Source organism: Chryseobacterium sp. D764 (genome assembly GCF_019317325.1).
Lineage (GTDB): Bacteria > Bacteroidota > Bacteroidia > Flavobacteriales > Weeksellaceae > Chryseobacterium.
The window spans coordinates 1,558,892-1,573,757 of record NZ_CP079219.1 but is presented as its reverse complement, the minus strand read 5'-3'; the positions used below and the strand labels follow the sequence as shown (position 1 = coordinate 1,573,757).

At 33.6% G+C, this 14,866-nt stretch carries 11 protein-coding genes; 10 read left to right on the top strand and 1 reads right to left on the bottom strand.

Annotated features, from left to right (window positions below; genetic code table 11):
• The first annotated feature begins 51 nt into the window (after nt 1-51).
• Complete coding sequence (locus KYG33_RS07100; RefSeq protein ID WP_219072931.1) at nt 52-3,579, top strand: PKD domain-containing protein; 3,528 nt, start codon at nt 52-54, stop codon at nt 3,577-3,579.
• Between the two features lie 114 nt (nt 3,580-3,693).
• Complete coding sequence (locus KYG33_RS07095; RefSeq protein ID WP_077418683.1) at nt 3,694-4,608, top strand: hypothetical protein; 915 nt, start codon at nt 3,694-3,696, stop codon at nt 4,606-4,608.
• 76 nt (nt 4,609-4,684) lie between these two features.
• Here the strand turns inward: KYG33_RS07095 and KYG33_RS07090 are convergent, their stop codons facing one another.
• A complete protein-coding gene (locus tag KYG33_RS07090; RefSeq protein ID WP_047421519.1) occupies nt 4,685-5,347 on the bottom strand; it encodes a S24 family peptidase in 663 nt (220 codons plus the stop codon).
• A 768-nt stretch (nt 5,348-6,115) separates the two neighbouring features.
• Here KYG33_RS07090 and KYG33_RS07085 point away from each other — a divergent pair.
• From KYG33_RS07085 to KYG33_RS07050, 8 genes are all read left to right on the top strand, one after another.
• Nucleotides 6,116-6,274: a hypothetical protein gene (locus KYG33_RS07085; protein ID WP_156106583.1), complete on the top strand. Its 159-nt coding sequence runs from the start codon at nt 6,116-6,118 to the stop codon at nt 6,272-6,274.
• 379 nt (nt 6,275-6,653) lie between these two features.
• Nucleotides 6,654-6,833, top strand: coding sequence for a hypothetical protein (locus KYG33_RS07080; protein ID WP_077418684.1), 180 nt, complete (start codon nt 6,654-6,656; stop codon nt 6,831-6,833).
• 60 nt (nt 6,834-6,893) lie between these two features.
• Nucleotides 6,894-7,268 carry a hypothetical protein gene (locus KYG33_RS07075; RefSeq protein WP_139348578.1) on the top strand — a complete coding sequence of 125 codons (375 nt, stop codon included), beginning with the start codon at nt 6,894-6,896 and terminating at the stop codon, nt 7,266-7,268.
• A 306-nt stretch (nt 7,269-7,574) separates the two neighbouring features.
• Nucleotides 7,575-11,771 (top strand): hypothetical protein, encoded by a 4,197-nt coding sequence (locus KYG33_RS07070; protein WP_219072930.1) that lies wholly within the window; start codon nt 7,575-7,577, stop codon nt 11,769-11,771.
• 7 nt (nt 11,772-11,778) lie between these two features.
• Nucleotides 11,779-12,408, top strand: coding sequence for a hypothetical protein (locus KYG33_RS07065; RefSeq protein ID WP_077418687.1), 630 nt, complete (start codon nt 11,779-11,781; stop codon nt 12,406-12,408).
• A 136-nt stretch (nt 12,409-12,544) separates the two neighbouring features.
• The gene (locus KYG33_RS07060; protein ID WP_219072929.1) at nt 12,545-13,000 is read left to right on the top strand and encodes a hypothetical protein; all 456 of its coding nucleotides are present in this window, start codon (nt 12,545-12,547) and stop codon (nt 12,998-13,000) included.
• Nucleotides 13,001-13,101: 101 nt separating this feature from the next.
• Nucleotides 13,102-13,737: a hypothetical protein gene (locus KYG33_RS07055; protein WP_219072928.1), complete on the top strand. Its 636-nt coding sequence runs from the start codon at nt 13,102-13,104 to the stop codon at nt 13,735-13,737.
• A gap of 355 nt (nt 13,738-14,092) precedes the next feature.
• Nucleotides 14,093-14,503, top strand: coding sequence for a 5-fold beta-flower protein (locus tag KYG33_RS07050; protein ID WP_219072927.1), 411 nt, complete (start codon nt 14,093-14,095; stop codon nt 14,501-14,503).
• Nucleotides 14,504-14,866 lie beyond the last annotated feature (363 nt).

Sequence of the window (14,866 nt, the reverse complement as noted above, 5' to 3'; positions counted from 1 at the left end):
GTCTATGAAGTTTATTAAAAGACCTTAATAAATCATTAAAAATGAACAATAATGAATAATCAATTAAGTAATATAACCGTTCAATATCGAAAGTTCAGTAAAGGACAGTATCTGGAAGATCCCGATCAGTTCAATGAGTTTCTGGACTCTTTCGAAGATCAGGACCGTTTGTCCAGAGTGCTGCTTCAGGGGGTTGGTGTTGTATGTGGTTTCAAACCCAAACTTATTTATAAAAACAGACTTTTAGACAAGATACAGCTCTCTCAGGGGGCGGCTGTGACAACTGACGGAGATTTGCTCACCTTAAGTAATACAAGTGAGGTAAGTAAGGATTTGTATGTGAGTGATTTAAAAACCATCAACTTAGAATATAAAGACTATACGCATTGTAAAGCATACGATAATTTTAAAGTAAAATATCCGGCATTTTATGAGGGAACCGAGCAGATTGAACTCTGGGAACTGGCAACAGCTCAGGAAGCAAGATCGGATTTTCAACCCATTAATACCCTATCGAATTTAGAAGACAAATACCTGCTGCTGTATCTGGAGGATTATGAAAAAGAGGTTAAACCCTGTAGAGGAGTTGACTGTGATAATCATGGTATACAGCAGATTAGAAACCTCAAAGTATTAGTTACTACAGCAAGTGGTATCACTCATATTCTTGGAGAAGATGGTTTTTCTCTGCCTGATCCCATAACAGGTGAGGTTAAACCCAAAAGAAAAGATAATCTTCAGCCTCATCCTTTGTTTATAGAAGGGATTATGGAGCCTGTAAAACAAAACCGGATTATTTTAGAGAAGTTTGTTGCAGACGAAATTGTAAGTACTTCCGATTTAAAAAGACAGTATATTAAGGCTCTGGACAAGGATGATTACGGTAAAATCGTCTTTGATAAAATCCAGGCGATCGCTAAAATATTAAAGGTTTCAGGTTCTAGCCATGAAGTATTCAAAGCATCATTTACAAAGATTTTTAACCAGGATTTTGGTTTTCAGTATGCTTATGATGTAGTAAAGGATTTGATGGATACCTATGCTGAAATTATAGAGTTACTTCCTAAAGCATTTACCAAATGTCTTCCGGATTTTGTTTCTTTTCCCAAACACATCATGCTTGGAAAATTAATCTCGGATACCCAATTGGATTCCTCAAGACATCAGTTTTATAATTCGCCTGTCTTAGACAGTGAAAAAGCAACCCAAAAAGTTAAAACCTTAATCAATCGATTTAATCAGCAAGTGGGACGTTTTGATCCTGATAGTATTATTAAAGGTAAGGAACGCGTTAAAATTACTCCATCACAAATATTAAATCCTTTGGGCAATAAGGCGGTTCCTTTTTACTACCGGGCTACAGAAGAATTTTTAAAAACATGGAATTTTGACAAGACAAGCAACCGGTCATCTGGCAGTAATTTAACCTTTGATACCGAGTGGGTGTTAATAGGGGAATCCGAACAGGTAAGTCCTTTAAATCTCAATATAGATAACAATTCGTTTTATAATATAGAAGGCCATCAGGGGATGGATCACCGAATCGCTTTTGAACAGATAAAGGAAATCAAGGATAAGCAGCAGCTGGGATTTGATATTATGCTTTTGTCTTTAGAAGAATTAAAAGGAAATAAAGATCTGTCGAAAGCATATTTCAATGAATATGTAGAAAAAAATTCCGGATTGGAACATAAGCGGGGAGTTAAAACGGGAGGAACTTTTATCATGGTGTATGGTTCCATAAAAGACCCGAAAGTTATTGCAGACTTTTCACTTCCATACATATGCTGTACTCCGAAATCGATCATTAAATTAAGCTTGCCAACTTCTGTTATCTGTGCTGAGGCCAGTCCTATACCTTTTACAGTATCCCCTATGAGTGGAGTGGTAAAAGCAAGTGTTGGTGACGGTGTGAAATTTATCAAAGGACAATATTTCTTCGATCCGAAGTCTGTGGAAGATCAGTTCCATGGCCAGGTAATTACCTTTACTGTAAATGGGAAACCTACTGATTGCAGCATTAAGGTGATTTCAGAACCGGATATAAAAGTAGAAGTCGTTCAACCTATCATTTATCCTGGAGGAGATTCAAAGGCAACAGTAGTAAACTTTAGAGTTTCCGGAGCAAACTTTGCCGACTATACGTACAACTGGGATTTCCTGGGTACTGATGTCTGGCTTCCTATGAATCCTGATGAAAATGGATATTTAAGTTATAAGTATTACAATCTGGATCCATCAATGATTCCGGTAGTAAAAGTAAAAGTGATCGGCAATGGCTGTACTGACACGGTGACTGTAAATTTACCTCTGGATAAAGAGTGTCCGGTGATTTCAAATGTTAAATATACAGTTGTTGATAATGGTGATGATACCCAGACATTCACATTTGATTGGGATTTGCCTTCAGATCTTTCCGGAATAACAGGCTTGAATATTTATGATTCAAATGACCTCGGAAATGGATGGCATTATGAACCCGGATCATTCCGTCCGCGAAGATCAATCACACTGCCTTTAGGCAAATACTCTATTAGATTCGGTTTAGTGGGTTCATGTAGGGAAGCAGAAAATACGCTGAATCTTCCGGGATTTGATGATATTGGAATTATAAAAGATCAGAATAATCACCCACCCACAGCATTGATCAGATGGAAGGATAATTCAGGAATTGAGGACAGGCTGTGTAGACAGTTGGTTTGTAATTTTACAATTGATGTTTATGCAACTGATCCGGATGGAGATATTGCAACTATTCAGATTTTTAAAAGTACGGATAATGGGACAACATGGAGTTTGTTTATTGGCAATCTTACGGGGACAACATTTACAGATGCTATAAATGGAGCTGGTACACAGTTGTATAGAGCGATTGTTACTGATCAGAAAAACAATAAAACAACTTCAAATACTCTGTCTTATAAAAAAGAAAACCATCCACCAGCGGTATCAATCAGATGGAATGATACCTTCGGAATTGAGGATAGGGTATGTACACAGCCTGTTTGTAATTATACAGTTAACGTTTTGGCTAGCGATCCTGATGGTGATATTGCCAACGTTCATATTCATAAAAGTACTGACAATGGGGCTGTATGGAATTTATTTATTGGCAATTTTACAGGGACGACATTTACAGACTCTATAAATGCGGTGGGTACAAATTTATATAAAGCAGTTGTAGTAGATGGGGAAAACAATACAGTAACTTCAAATATTCTTTCCTATAAAAATGAATACCGTCCAACGGTTGTGATAGATAACATTAGCTTTCCTGATAAAAATTGCTGTAATGTTGAGTTACCTACGATTACAGCTGGTGCCGGTGGAAATCAAAACATTCGTTTATCTAATTTACCTATTAGGCAATTGGGATTAAAAGGATGGGGGAGCGGAGCGAATGAGCTTCTGTATTTTTGGAGCAAACTAGAAGGTCCGGATGTAATACTTGAGAATGTTAACGAAGCAACTTTGACAATCAAAGAGTTAGTCGTTGGAAAATATAAATTCCAGCTTTTGGTTAAAGATGCTAATAGTGATGCATTTGAAATAGATGTAGCAGAGATAATAGTGGAGTAAAGAACGCATTCTTGATGCTAAATCTAATATAAAGGGGTGTTTTTTTGTCTTTAGAATAATGATAACACCCCTTGTACTAGGAAAAATAAATAATAACAATAAAAACATAATACAATGGCAGCAGCAAAATGTGATGCTTCATTCAAAATAGAATATGAATCTTCTTCACCAATAACGGAGGCGACTGTAACTTATCTGAATCCGCCAGGCCCCACACATGATATAAAGCAATTGCTTACAATTAATAATACAATAAAGCTTAATGATATTCAGAATGATATTCAGGCTCCAGACACATACGACCTGGAAGTGAAACTGGCTGTAGATGATGTTGTTACTACGAAGAGGTTTTCTTTGAACGTTGGGAGATGTACCTCATCTTCTTGTTATGTACCGAAGATCTATGAAATAAAAGTGTTGGATGATGGGCAGATTGTAATGAACTACTGGGTGGATACTACCACCAATCTTGCAGCATTGGAATATCAGATCGCAAAAGATCCCGGCTTTAAAGATGAAGATATTATTTATTCAAAGGTGGGCTTTAGTGATGTAAATTATACCCAATTTGAAAATATTGACATGAGAAATGGAAATATTCCTGATAAAACTCGTTTATACATAAGAATAAGAAAATATTGCGGGAGAGATGGAGTTTCGGATTGGTCGGATTTCGTTGAATTTGACTCTGGAATATGGGGAGTAGAAGCTTACTGCTTGTCTGGTGTAGATGATCGGAACAAAGATGCTCTTTGTTATGGAACAGATCCTGCCTGGAAGATGAAAGTAACTTTACAGCCTTTTCGGCCAGATGTAGGGAGCTTGATTTGTCTTACTAATGGTAAGCCTGCAATACCGGAAAATATAAGAGATTTTGAGCAAAATGCACCCGAAAACCTCAAAAAAAGTGGAATAAGATGGATAAGATTCCTAAGATCCAATTCAGATTTTAACCCAAGTTTAATTTATCGGGTAAAGCCAGAAACAGGTGAAATAGAGGTTCTTGAAGGCGACGTGAAGTGTTATTAGAATATCTCACACGATGATGATCCAAAATGCCCCAATAAAATCCTCAAGAAATTGAGGATTTTATTCACTCAGGCAATTATCTTCTGTTGTTTTTACGTCTTGTACTTATAATATTGAAAAGTTTCGCAACATCCTTCAGATGGATTTCGAAATCCTCATAATACTCATTCAGAGAATGAAGAGTGATAAGACCTTTCTCAACATCGTGGTTGACGATTCGCTTTACTAAAATCCCTTTCTCTTTGTGAACGATTACAAAATCCCACTTATCATAATGCAGTTTACTCATCCAGTAATCCTGTCTGATATTTCGGCATAAGATAATGTCACCTTCCAGGTAGCTTTCATATGATCCGTTATCCATGCTGTCTCCTTTCACTTCAAAACACATGTATTCACCCCGGTGCTCTACATCGTCCGTAAAAGGAATAGTGGGTAAGCTTTCTATGTATTCTTCATCAGCAAAATTACTCAGATAACCGGCTTGTGCATATTGATTCGCCAGCGGAACGTGCATAATCTTTAAATCTGAAAAAACAACCGGAGACGCGCTGTCATCATTGAGTTCCTGTTGCTTTAAGAGTAAATTGGTTACAAAATAAGCAGTTGTTTCCGGTATCTTTCGTTCGCCTTTTTCCCAATATTGTACGGCTCTTGTGCCCACTCCTATGGATTTTGCTATATCAGCCTGCTTCATGTTTAGTTTCTTTCTGATTTCTTTGAATTCTAAATAGTTCATTTTGATATGTTTATAGTTATTTGCAAAAAAAAATGAACAAAATGTTCGTTTTTATTTTGAAAAACGAACAATGTTCGTATATTTGTTTCGTCATTAAGATGGAACGGTACAAATGTACAAAATTATATTTGAAATTTAATGTTTTTTTAATATTTTAAAATGTTGTTTTTTGTTTGTAATTATCTGTAATTAAAAAAGTTAAAAAATAATTTTATGTATAGTGTATTTAAAATACAGATATTTTCCTTTTTTATTTTATCCGGTGCTAATAGAAACAGGGAAAATTTTAAACAATCTATAAAATGTAAAAAGTGCGTTTTGAATATTAGATAATTTGATTTTTGTTCGTTTGTATGTCGTTTTATTGATGATAAAAATGCGTTTATTTTTTGATTGATATCTGAATAAAGCAATCATTTTGCTCTTTGTTTTTCCTGAAAATAAAAAGCAGGCCCAAAATGTAGAATATCATTACTGTTCAACATATAAAATATCGATTAATTATAGTTGTCAGTAAAATTGCTAATACATACAAAAGGGCAAATGAAATTTAAATAAAGAAGTCAGGGTAAAATTTTTATTGGGAAATACCTGGTACCGGCTTCTAAAAAAACAAAATTAAATAATTGAATTAGACATCTTTTAAAAGACGGAATATTCGTCTTTAGGGTTTCTTATGACTCAATGAAACGGTCAATAGGTAAGAAAAGGAAAGCCTGTCTGATTCGAAAAAAACTTTTTAACCAAAAAAACTTTTAACCATAGAATATGAAACGTAGTAAAGAATTAGTCGAAAAAAGAAAAGATTTTGTCATTGATTATGTAAAACGTAATCAGGATAAACAGATGAAAGTGATTGTCAACGAGCTGATGGAAATGTTGTTTTTGTCCGAGAGAACAATATATAATATCATTCTTCAGCCATAGTTATGGTTTGTGAAAGAAAGCTCAGTTCTTAGCATTTAATATAATGTTATTATTTGGATATCAGTAAGATAATGTTTGTGGATAGTGTGTACTCATGATTCATATCTTGAAATTATTCATTCTAAAAAGGTAAAAAGGATTCAAAATTATTGCTGTACCCTCAATAGATCCGTGCATCAGATTGAAGGGCTGTCCTGACATCTTTCTCAAATTTAAATTATAAGTAAAATATTAGGGTGAAAAACGGTTTTGCCTTTAGTTCTATTGTTTTAAATGAAACATGAATTTTAAAAAGAAACCGTTTGACCTTAGTGTATTGGAAGAGAAATCAACTTAAAAAACTAAAAAGAAATTATTCATTTAATAAATTCTGGAAGCCATGAAAAAAAAAGAAAAGAAAAAAAAGAAAAAAGATAAGGAAAAAGACAATGAAAAACTGAAGAAACCAAGCAGAGATATCAGTGATCTTATTGACGAGCTAGCGTATGCAGATGAGAGTGATAATATCCGGAAAATCAGAAAATTTTTAGATGATATGTATATCCTGTCTCAGGAATGAATAAGCATCTGAAAGTTGTTGGAAAATAAAAAAAATAATAAATAATATAATAGGAAACGAATGAATTTGGATAGTATAAAAGCCCTTTTGATCGGAACTGCAATAGCATTTTCTGGAGGATTATTAAGGGTACTGGTCTCCATACAAAATAAAGAGAAAAAACAGCCATGGGAACACTTTATCACATTGGTAATCGTGGTGATTGTGGGTTTTACAATGAGTTATTTAATGAACAGAGCTGAATTGCATGACAAATGGTATTCAACAGGAGTATTATTTGTACTGGGATACGGTTATGATAAATTCCTGAAAATGATCACTAATAATCTGCCTAACTGGATTGATAAAGCAGTGAATCTTCTTATTGAAAACCGATATGGTGCGAATACAGACAGATCATCTGATGAAGAAGAAAAAAAAGATGATATGAAATAAAAAAAGATTCTGAAACAGTCTTTACCGTAATGATAGAATCAGTCACTCAAAAGAAGGTGTTATCCTAAAAAGAGTGTATTTAAATTTTAAAAAACCTGAAAATTCAAAAACAAGAGAACAAACCAGGAAATGGTTCAGTGTTGCCTGTTTCTCAAAGTCAAATACCATTTCTATTTACTTAAATTCTTAAAGAATCTACCTCATCCGGTATGATTTTTCTAACCCGGCAGGCACCCTATAAGGCACAATATTTTGGTTGTGCCTATAGGTCTTTTAAAACAATATGAAATTAAAAAAACTAAGTCAATGAAAGCAGCAAAACCTGTAGAAAAAGACAATAAGGCCAATAAAAACCAGAGCAAAAAGCAAAAGCAGAAAGATCGGGTGGCTGTACCTCTGTCTGAGGTGCAAGTGGCAAATATACAGACACAAAAATCTGGAGACTCATCCACTAAAATTGGATCAGCAAATCCTGATAGTAACAGACTCGGTTTAGATGGTACTATTGCAGCCGTTCCCGGCTCACAAACTGTTTACGACCAAGGTGCAGAAATAATGCATAAAAGATTTCAGGAGAGTTTAATCAAAACCGGCGATATCAACCATCCTGATACTCAAAAGATGAAGAAAGGATATATGGCAACCTTGAATGTCAATCAAGTACAAGATTATAATAATATTAAATCGGAAAATTATGTACCAAAGACGTCAGGGGAGCAGACAGCAGTTCGTCAGATAGTTAAAAATCCGGAAACTTCTGTAAAAACGCCAAAAGAAGGAGAAAAAGAAGCATTAAAAAACATTAGCAGCCAATCTGAAGCCTCAAAACCTGTTATAGATCAGAAACCAAAAGAGAAATCGGTTGAGATTAAAATACCTCCAATTAAACCAACCTCATCCGAAGTTAATAGCAATAGCTCAAAAAAGGGTGCTGATAAAAGTGAAGTGCCTCGCCCAGAAAAGGCTATAGATGACAAAAAATCTAATAATAAAAAATTAAATTCAAAAACTAAAGGAGAAAAAGAAACAAAAGTCGTCATTCCTGATGATATTCAATCCGTTGTTACTCCAAGAATGGATAAAGCTTTTGATAGTGAGCAAGCTGAAATAGCTCCAGATGCACAGGCGACAATCAACATTGTGGGGCTTGTTGCGGCTGCACAGGAGTTTAGGGATCAGGGAGTAGAAGCTAGGGATCAGGTAAAATCTCAAAATGAAGCAGCTAAAACACTAAAAAATAAAATTAAAGAGGTTGAAAAAGAAATTCAGAAATCAGACGATGATTTACAAAAATCAGAAGATAGCATAGAAAGTAAAGAAGCTCTCATCCATAAATTAGAGAAAGGATTAGAGACCTCAGTAAAAAGACAACAAAAGGTAGAACAGGAGGTAGGAATATATCAGCAGGAATATAATAAAAATAAGACCAAAGCAAGTGATTTCAATAACGAAGCAAAAAGTTTACTCGGTGGATCTCAAAAACATCAAGATCCTAAAAATGCTGATTCCGGAAACCTTACCAGAAAATTAAATGAATTAAGTACTAACGCTGGTACGATCAATCAAGCAGTATCTCAGGCAGGAAATACAACTCAGAAATTATCTCAGGAAGCTCAGCAAGCCAAAGGTAAGAATACAAGGATACAGAGCGAAATAATGTCTTCCAGAGCGTCGATACTAAAGTCAAAAGCTAAACTTGCAGCAGATACTAAAAAGAATAAAGAAGCAAAAAGAGAGTTAGGACAACTTAACCCAAGACTAAAACAGGTAGAATCGCAAAGTAAGAAATTAAATCAGGAAGCAAATGCATTGTTATTGGATTCTTACATTATTGAGCATGAAGTGATTAAAACTCAAAATGCTTATTATGCCAATATGTCTAAAGTTGAGGGACGAAATAGTTTGATACAAAAAGAAAAAGATAAAATTCAACAAACACCAAAAGAACTTAATGAGGCAGAGCGTTTATTAGTTGATTTTACACAATTGAAAACACAAGATGAACAAGTAGCTTTCCTAAGACAACTAAGCCCGGATAAACAAAATTTACTAAGAGATAAATTTGAAGAAGTAAATGCTAATTATGACAGTGATCAGTCTGAGCATCAAAGCTTAATCGACCAAAATGTTGAAAGCATCAGAAATTCTCAAATAGAGGTCTTTAATAACAAACGTAAAGATGCTTTACAGAAACCATTAAACTTAGTAACCAAAAATCTGAATAGAATTACCGGTTTAAAAAGATTATGGATGTCTATCTCTATTGCCTTTTCAGATATTTGGAATGACGTCACCTCCATTACCTGGACTGATGTAGGTAAATTTATTGAATCGATCTTTAGTCCAAAAGCATGGGTGGAGGCTATTTCAGGATCTATAAGAGGTATCTGGGACGATTTGACAAGTTGGAAAGGATTCTCAGAAGACCCGGTAGGAATGATTCTTCAAAAAGCAACCGGAATAGCCAATAAAGTACTTGTCATAGCCGGTGTAATTACAGGGATATTGGGTATATTAACACTTGCTGCTGCCGTAGGATCAATTTTCACTCTGGGCGGTTTAGCACCATTAGCTGCCTGGTTGGGAGGAGCTACAATAACAATGGGAACCATCACATTCTGGATTGGTGCCATAGCATTAGGGTTGAATATACTCAACGGAATTAAAAATATTTATGACGTACATACGGCAAAAACGGCTGAAGTTTTATTTAAAAACTCTGGCGAGTTAAAAAGCGACATTGCTAATTCTGGTATGGCCATTTTGGCGATGATAGGTGGGAAAGCCTCGAAAAAAGGAGGAGCTTCCATAAAAGATCTGGCAAAAAGAAACCCGAAAACTTTTGGTAAACGAATGTTCATTACCGCAAGAAATGGAATAAAAGCAAGTATTGTTTCTATACCTAGAAGAATAACCTCTGTTTTCAAAAAAGATACATGGATTAAAGCGGGCCAAAATTTTAAAGCAGCGTATAAAAAAGCAAAAGATTGGGTTACTGAACCTTTCAAGAAAAAGACTACGACAACGCCAAACCGTAACCTGAATCAACTTCCTTTTGAAGAACAGACTGTTCCTGACAGAATGCATGAACAGCCTGTAAGAAATGAAAGAAGTAATGCAAAATCCAATATTAAGGAAGAAGATGTAAAACCTGCTCCAGTGCAGGAAAATGTATATGAAGAAAGCATATTCAGACAAGATAACAGACCTTATTCTCCTGCAGGTTCAAAAGAAGGAAGGATAAAATCTCACATTAATGAAGAAGGAAACTTAACTCCTGCAGACAAAAACGGAAGTGCTACTGTTTCTGATCACGTAAGAGGAAGCGAACCTATGAAAAGTAAGAGTCCTTATACTTCTTTCTCAGATGAAGGTCCTGGTATAGGCAAAACCTACGGAGACAATGTGATTGAAGTTGATATCAAAAGGCTGGAAGCTGATATCGCCGCAGGTAAAATAAGTGAGGTAGAGGTATTGAGACCTGAAAAGGTACAAGCGGAACTACAGGCTAAAATAGATCAGGCGGTGAAAAGATTTGAAGAAAGTCCAACGCCTAAAAATCAAAAAAGAGTAGATGATGCGGTAAGAGATCTTAACAATAGTGTCAGAGACAAAGAGATTTTAATTAAAGGTGAAATTCCTGCTGAGTATTTTAATGTGAAATCGACTAAAAATAATATCTCTAAAAATATTTTGCCAAAAGAAGATCCTCACACATTAGGGAATAAAAAAACATATGGACTAAAAAGTAAGGAACAAAATAATAAAATTAGCTCAACACAAAACCGTACATTTGATGAGAGTTTAGGACCACTAGCTAATCAAGAAGCACAATGGATAAATGAAAGTGGTCATTGGAGAGATACTAATTATGGGCCAAAACCAGGATTAGCTGCAACAGAACAAACCATAGCTACCGGTACGGTCCAAATGGAGTTACATCCTAACTTTAAGAATTTAGTAGGTGAAATGGAAGAGTTGGGATACAAAGTAACTATTATAGAACAGGACTTTGGCAATATAAAAATTGATCCTGAAGTAAAGATTAGAACCATCACTCAAGGAGATGAAATTATTCGATACGAAAAAGAAGTTATATTGATAAAAGAAATGGATTATAATACAATTCTACATGAACATGGACATGTAATTCAGATTGAAAAAATAATTAAAGAAGGACTTAATTTACCTACACCAAAAGGGTTTTTGAGAGAAAATGGAAATTTTGCAACAACATTTAAGGGAAACAGTAATGCTATTAAAGTCTTAGAATATCATAATCGATTAAAAGATTTATCACGATTAAAAGAGATGAAAAGAGCAGGAATAAAAGTTTCTGATACTTCTTTAAAACAAGCCCAACATGGAGTAAATGAATATAGAGCTGAATTTGACAAAATATTGCAAAAGAGTAACTATAGCACTAGTGGAATGTCAACTATTAAAGAATATATAGGTTCTATTTACGATGAAATTAAACAATTAGAAAATAAATTAAAATAATAACATTATGAATATAAAAAGAGAATTTAATTACTCTATGTGCTACTTTGATTCTACATATGAAGATTCAGGTATTCTATTCAATTATGCAAAAGATTTTGGTTATGAGAAAATAAAAGATGCTTTTGGAATAAGCTTAGGGTGGGGAGGAGTAGAAATAGTCTTTTTACCGAAAATAGAAAATATAGAAAATTTTTTGCCCCCTATATCAAATCATGATCTTAATCAACAAGCAGAAGATATATATAAAGCAATACTGTATGGAGAATCTTACATTGTTATACCTTCTAATGAGTGGGCGGGGCAGGTGAAAATTTTAGAACCTGATATTAAGAATTCTTTAATTCAGTCTAAAGAAGAAATGATATTTAAATATAAAAGTTTTATCTTTTTTATTAGTGAACAGGAATATGAAATTTATAAACAAGAAGCAAAAGAAATACAAGAACTAAATACTTTAGAAGAAGAAAAAGAGTATTTAATTATAAGCCATACTCGAACTGAAGATCTAGAAAAACGTATGAAAATTCCTGTATTCATAAAAGAGAAGATTATTCCTTATTTTGATAAGCATGATCTTCATTCTATAGAAAGAATAAGAGATGAAAAAGATGACATTATCTTTGCTAGATTTTAATACATTTAATGCCAAAGTGTAATTTTAACATTAATTTCTTAGAGGAATGAATGATGAATGATGAATGATGCCCCGAATATTTAGTAGTTGATAATGAATGGTAATGTTTTTTATGGTGAACTAAATTTTTTGCAATATGAAAAATTATAAAAAAGAGTTTAATTATATCTTATATTATTCAGATAGTACAAATGAACAAGATGATTTAGACTTCTATGCAGAAGATCTTGGGCAAGAAAAAATGCAAGGTATTTTCAAGCTAACTTTAGGCCTTCATTTTCCAGAAATTTTATTTTTACCAAAAATTGAAAATATATATGAATCATGGCCTCCTCATTTTGATTATCGCTCAATGCAATCAGCAAAAGATATATGCATAGGATTACTTTATGGAGAATCATATATTGTGTTGCCTTATAATGAATGGGCGGGAACAGTGAGAATAATAGAACCAGAAGTTAAAAATGTAATAGTTCAATCTGATTCAGAATCAGAATTTACGGATAAAAGTATTGTCTTTTTTATTACTGAAGAAGAATATGAAATTTATCAACAGGAAGCTAAAAATTATTCTCGTGAGCGACATAAATAATTTTGCTATAACTATAGATAACATTAAACTATCATCAATCAAAAAAATAATTAATGAGTCAACAGTTCCCACGTTAGTATTTAAAAATAATTAATAATAAAATGAATAACCAAATAAACGAACTCCTTTATCACTATAACGAAGAAGGAAACGAAGGATATGATTTAAACGAAGTACAACTCCTTGAAAAAATAGATCCGGACAGAGTTGAACAATTAAAATTGCTTCTTCATAATGACAATCAATATATTGCTTATCAAGCCATGCTTATTTTACTTGCGTGGGCAATACCGGAAGGGTTTAAACAACTTGATCAGTTCATTTCCGAAAAATGGGATGAAAAGGAAAATTTTGAACCTCATAGACTCCACAATGAAGACAATGTATATGATGTAATTACAAATGCCTTATATATTGCTGCATTAAATGGAAAGACCGAGCAGGAGCTTTATCCATATATTAAACATTTTTTGAGCATTTATGGGGATAAATTTTTTGAATCCAATCTAAAAGATTTTCTTTTAAAGAGGAATTGCAGACCACTTTTAAAAGAAATAGAACAGGCAATACATGCTGCATTAGAAAATAAAAGATATTATCAGGCAAGTCAGCTGTTTCCGGTTATGGTATATTATGACAAAAATACTTTTAATAAATACAAAGATATTTTTAGTCCTTTAATAAGCGAGGATAATAGAATTGTATATAATATAGAAGAAGCAGAAAAAAGCATTTAATATACATATTATACAATTTGACATAAATTTTAAAGAAAGCCGTTTTATGATCTAATAAAACGGCTTTCTTGTTATAGTGAAAATAAGATATTTCTCTTGCTGCTGCATGAGTCTTTTCGTGTGATTGTATGTGGCAGCAAGAGGGACATAAATTATTGAGGATTAATTGATTAATTACAATTTTATAATCTTTTTAAAGACAAAATTTAAAAGCTTCGTTTTTTCTTTCAATAAAACTGGATATTCTCAAAAAATAAGTTCAGATTTAATGGGATAACATCCAACATAAAAGAATAATCAATACTTTTGAATACATCAAATAAACCAAAGTTAATAACTCATTAAAATATTGAATATGAAAAAAATACTATTCTTTTGCTCCCTTCTGTTCAGTCTTTTCGCTGTAAGTGCCCAGACTATAGAATCCGGAAGCCACAGTACCACTGGATATATCAAAAGCGATGGAACCATAGAAAACAGCAGTCATTCCACTGTGGGATATATTAAAAATGATGGTACGATTGAAAATAAAAGCCACGGCACAATTGGTTATATCAAAAGTGATGGAACTATTGAAAACAAAAGTCATTCTACCGTTGGCTATGTAAAAAGTAACGGTACTGTAGAAAACAGCAGTCATTCCACTATTGGTTACATCAAAGATGATGGAACGGTAGAAAACAGCAGCCACGGCACTATAGGATATGCAAAAGGAGTCAAAAAAGAGTGGGCAGCTGTAGTGTATTTCTTCTTTAGGCTGGATTAATTATCAGCTCTGCGAAAAAGAAACTAGCGTTACCATATAAGTTGAAAAAAAGCTCGGATCATAAGATCCGAGCCTTTTTTATTATAGATACAGAACAGGTTTACTAAACAGAAATGCAGAAACTGTTATTTAATTATTCGGAAAAAAGGATACTGCAACTACAGAACCGGAAGGCCAAAAAACTTTCACAGGAATAAAAAAAGAATGAATTTTGAGCTTTGAAATTTAAGAAGCAAGCCATTCAGTTTTACAAAATAACAGGTACTGCAACTACAGAATCGGAAGGTCCCAAAACTTTTACAGGAATCAAAAAAAGATGAATTTTGGACTTAAAATCAATGATACGAACTAGTATCTCAAAAA